The sequence below is a fragment of the uncultured Methanobrevibacter sp. genome, from assembly GCF_947166415.1.
Lineage (GTDB): Archaea > Methanobacteriota > Methanobacteria > Methanobacteriales > Methanobacteriaceae > Methanocatella.
Genome location: NZ_CAMVEE010000056.1, coordinates 1 through 4,247, shown reverse-complemented (window position 1 = coordinate 4,247; position 4,247 = coordinate 1). Strand labels below are relative to the sequence as shown.

The 4,247-nt window shown below is 35.1% G+C and carries 5 protein-coding genes and 1 pseudogene; 3 read left to right on the top strand and 3 right to left on the bottom strand.

Translation table 11 applies throughout. The annotated features are described in order from the left end of the window. On the bottom strand, positions 1-189 hold a 189-nt coding region (locus tag Q0W25_RS08860; protein ID WP_298521240.1), incomplete at its 3' end, for a hypothetical protein. On the opposite strand from Q0W25_RS08860, the gene Q0W25_RS08855 reads away from it, so the two are divergent. After that, the gene (locus Q0W25_RS08855) at positions 179-790 is read left to right on the top strand and encodes an MBL fold metallo-hydrolase (protein ID WP_298521238.1); all 612 of its coding nucleotides are present in this window, start codon (positions 179-181) and stop codon (positions 788-790) included. The two genes, Q0W25_RS08860 and Q0W25_RS08855, sit on opposite strands and share 11 nt — an antisense overlap. Before the next feature lie 6 nt (positions 791-796). On the opposite strand, the gene Q0W25_RS08850 is transcribed toward Q0W25_RS08855, so the two are convergent. Both Q0W25_RS08850 and Q0W25_RS08845 read right to left on the bottom strand, forming a co-directional pair. Continuing rightward, the gene (locus tag Q0W25_RS08850) at positions 797-1,447 is read right to left on the bottom strand and encodes a TrkA family potassium uptake protein (RefSeq protein ID WP_298521236.1); all 651 of its coding nucleotides are present in this window, start codon (positions 1,445-1,447) and stop codon (positions 797-799) included. Between the two features lie 53 nt (positions 1,448-1,500). After that, positions 1,501-2,877: a TrkH family potassium uptake protein gene (locus tag Q0W25_RS08845; protein ID WP_298521234.1), complete on the bottom strand. Its 1,377-nt coding sequence runs from the start codon at positions 2,875-2,877 to the stop codon at positions 1,501-1,503. 124 nt (positions 2,878-3,001) lie between these two features. On the opposite strand from Q0W25_RS08845, the gene Q0W25_RS08840 reads away from it, so the two are divergent. Continuing rightward, positions 3,002-4,063 carry a UPF0104 family protein gene (locus Q0W25_RS08840; RefSeq protein ID WP_298521232.1) on the top strand — a complete coding sequence of 354 codons (1,062 nt, stop codon included), beginning with the start codon at positions 3,002-3,004 and terminating at the stop codon, positions 4,061-4,063. Between the two features lie 81 nt (positions 4,064-4,144). Beyond that, positions 4,145-4,247, top strand: a pseudogene (locus tag Q0W25_RS08835) (formylmethanofuran--tetrahydromethanopterin N-formyltransferase); the annotation flags it as partial.

The following is a 4,247-nucleotide window of genomic DNA, read 5'->3' as shown; positions in this document are numbered from 1 at the left end:
GGGACTCCAGTTGTCTTTGAAGAAATATACGCGTAACTGAACAGTATCCGTTGTGATGAACAATTGGAGTACTGAGGCAAGAGATATCCCAGGATCGGGGTTCAAATCCCTGTGACCCCACTTTATATCAAACTTTTTTTCAAAAATTTTAATTACTTTCGTAACAATATTATCTTTTATGTCTAACATTGTTTTTATCATGGGATTTAATTACGATTCTAACTGTTATTTGATTGATGATAATATTTTAGTCGATACTGGAGCCGGAAAAAATCAGGATTATTTATTTTCAAAGATTCGTGAAAACGGCGCAGATCCGGAAAACATTGAATTGGTTGTAAACACTCATTGTCATTTTGACCATATCGGTGGTAATCACTTTTTCCCAAATGCAAAAATAGCTGTTCATAAATTGGATGCTGTTTCAATGAGGAATGAGGACACTTTAGGGACATCATTATCCGCTTTTGGTTCTGATGGAATTGACAATTCAAGAGTTGATATTGAACTTGAAGAAGGAGATAAGGTTGGGGATTTTGAAGTAATACATACTCCCGGACACACCAGCGGTGGAATCTGCTTGTGGGATGGTGAAAATCTAATATCTGGTGATACAATCTTTGCAGGCGGCGGTGTCGGCAGAATGGACATTGGCGGAGATTACAATGACATGAAAAATAGTGTTGAAAAATTAATGAATTTGGATGTTGTTCGAATCTATCCAGGCCATGGTCCAATAGTTGAAAAAAATGGAAAAGAACATATTAGAATGTCTTATTCCTTTTTATAACTTTATTTAATTTTCTAATTTTTTGGATACCTTTTTCAAGGTTCCTCTTTTAACAAGAATTGAAACTTTCGCCCCACGAGTAACGACGTCATCAGGTTGGGGAATAATCAGTTTACCATTTTGATAAGTGGAAATGATAATATAATCTTTTGATGGGGATATGTCTTTAAAACGTTTTCCAATAACCTTGTCGTTTGTAATGGTCATTTCGATAATTTCAGCATCCCCTTCTCCTATTGTGGTCAATTTTGATACAGTAGGATTTGTTACAAATTGGGCCAAATCTCTGGCAGCACTTATTTCAGGGCTTATTACCCTGTCAATTCCAACTTCTTTAAATGCCTCTTCGTGGTCAGGGTTACTTACACGTGCAATAATTGTGTCGACATCGTATTTTCTAACTAAAATGCATGAAAGCAGGTTCGCCTCATCATTACCTGTTGTCGCTATGAAATAATCTGCATCTTCAATATTAGCTTCTTCTAGTAATTTTGAGCTAGTTCCGTTTCCATGTATAACAAGAGCATCAAGCTCTGATGCCACTTCGCTGCATAAACTTTCGTCACTTTCAATTAATGTGATGTCAAATCCACTATCAATCAATAAGTTTGCAAGAGCAAGTCCTACACGGCCTCCACCCATAATTATTGCGTACATAAAATTCCCTCTAATAATTGATAATCAATATTTATTTTTTCATAATATAAATTTTATCTTTTGAAAATTTCAAATCCTGCTCTCAAGGTAATCAGTACTGGGTATATTTCCAGCCTTCCAGTCCACATGTCGAACATGCTCACTACTTTTAGCACAGGATTCAAGGAACCGTTTATGATTCCAAGTTCCAATCCATTGTTTCCTTGTAGGGTCATTGCTGTAAATAAACTACTGAACGGATCATATCCATATAGGCAGAATAATGCCCAAGTAAACATTATGAACATCATATAAAGTGTAATGAAATTTCCGGATTGGGCAATTGCTTTTTCAGGTATTTTACGCCCTTGCAATTTCACAGGCACGACTCTTCCTTCAGGAGATAATATCTCTCTGACGTGTCTGTATATTCCTTTGAAAAAGGTAATCATCCTAACGAGCTTGATAGCACCTACTGTTGACCCGTTTGAACCTCCAGTAAGCATCAGGCACATTAAGCATATTATCACAAATGGTGGCCAGTTAGCCATTACTTGTGGTGGGGCAACGCTTGCTCCGGTTGTTGAAATCGCAGACACTACAGTAAACAGCAAGTCCATAGGATAAACATTGGACACGAAATACAGCATGAGAGTTACAATTGCAATTACTGTGATTATAATTTTAAACTGCAGGTCCTCAATCAATGATTTTCCCCTTGTTTTGATAACCTTATAATGGACTAAAAAGCTTGTTGCACCAAGTATCATCAGGATAATTGAGATAAAGTATATCACGTTGTCGTGGTAATAGCCCATATTTGCATTTTTAATACTCATTCCTCCAGTGGAGATTATGTGGAATGTATTGCAGATAGAATCAAAAAGGGGCATTCCGGCAAGTGAGTATAATATAATGCCTATGATTGAATAAATTACATATATTTCCAATGTTTTTTCCAGTGTGGTTTTAATACTTGGCTTGATACGTTCTTCGCGAGCTTCTGATTGGTATAATTTGGATGATACAGTTCCGGGTCTTGTCAATATTCCAATAACCATGACAACAACTCCTAAACCACCAATCCATTGTTCGAAAGACCTAAAAAATAGTATGCTGTGAGGTAATATTTCTACATCGTTAAACATGGTGATTCCGGTTCCGGTTAATGCGGACATGCTTTCAAATACTGCATCTAGAATAGGCAGATTTGTGGCAAGTGAAATAACAAGCCCTCCGATTATGCTTGCCCAAAGCCATGCGAAGGATGAAATGATCATACCATGTTTCAATCTCATTTTCTTGAAACTAGATTTCTCGAAATATTTTATGAATATAACACCCAAACCTATTGAAATTGCGGCAGGAACTATAAAACTGATTATATCAAATTCAAAATAAATCAAATCAAAAATTAATGGGACTAAGCACATAAGGCCTATTCCTATCATCACTGCTCCCGAATTATTCGCAACTATCAACAAATCCGTTTTTGTTATATACCTCATTATTCTAATTGTTTGAATAAAATTCTATATAAACTTATAAGTAATTAAAAATTAAACTATAATACAGATGGATAAAAAATCAATGTTTTTCATGGGGTTAAGTATTGTTATTTTAGTAATAATGCTTTATTTTGTGGGAATAGATGAAGTCGTAGGCGCACTTAAATTAGCTAATCCATATTTAATAGCTTTAGCTATCGTTTTTCAGATAGGTACTTATTTTTTATACACTATCCGTTGGAAACTACTCAATGATTTAGTGGACATTGAGTGCAGTACAATGAAATTGCTTCCAATGGTTTTGGTTGGGCTTGCGATAAATAACATCACTCCATCAGGTCGTGGTGGGGGTGAACCTGTAAGAGCTTACATTTTAGCAAAGGAAGAAAATTATCCTATGCAGGAGACATTTGCAACTGTTGTAGCTGATCGTGCTTTGGACACATTTCCATTTGTCGTATTGGCTGTCATTACAATAATTGGAATGATTTTTTATTTCAGTTTTGACTTATGGTTGCTAATTGTAATGATTTTGGCAGTCATTGCCATTATTGCTATTTTGGCAATAATTATTTACATGTCCATCAATCCTAACTTCGGAAAAAGAGTTGATGGGTGGATTATCGGTCTTGTTAGGAGATTTTATAAGAAAAATTCAGAGCAATTGGAAGAAAAAATCCATAATATAATTGCCGATTTCCAAAATACTATGAAACTTGTCATATATAACAAAAAAGTAATGTATTATGCCTTGCCGTTGTCATTTGTCATTTGGATAGCTGAAATATTAAGGGTTTACATTGTATTTTTGGCTTTTGGAGCAGATATCAGTCCTGTCATCATAGGTGAAGTGTTCATCATTGCTTCATTAGTCGGAATGATTCCTCTTCTACCTGGAGGTTTGGGTGCTGTTGACGGTATTATGATTGTTTTTTATTCAGCCGCTGGAATCACCCCATCTATAAGTGCTGCAGCAACCGTTATTGAAAGGCTAATCTCATTTTGGTTGGCTACAATAGTGGGTATGTGCATTTTACCCCATTATGGTTCTTCAGTTCTTGACAAGATTTCATTTGGTTCATCAAATGACGAGCTCAGCGAAGCTCTTGAAGATGAGCTGAATGATTAAATAGAAAACTTTATTTTAATTTATAATCATAAATCTTATTATCACAAAAAATTAATTTTTTGTAAAAATTTTGGTGAAAATATGGAAATTAATGGTGTAAAAATACAAGATACCTTTGCTGAAGGTTTCGGAATTAAAGTATCTAGATTGATTATTACTGCAGCTACTAAACATTTAGCTAAAA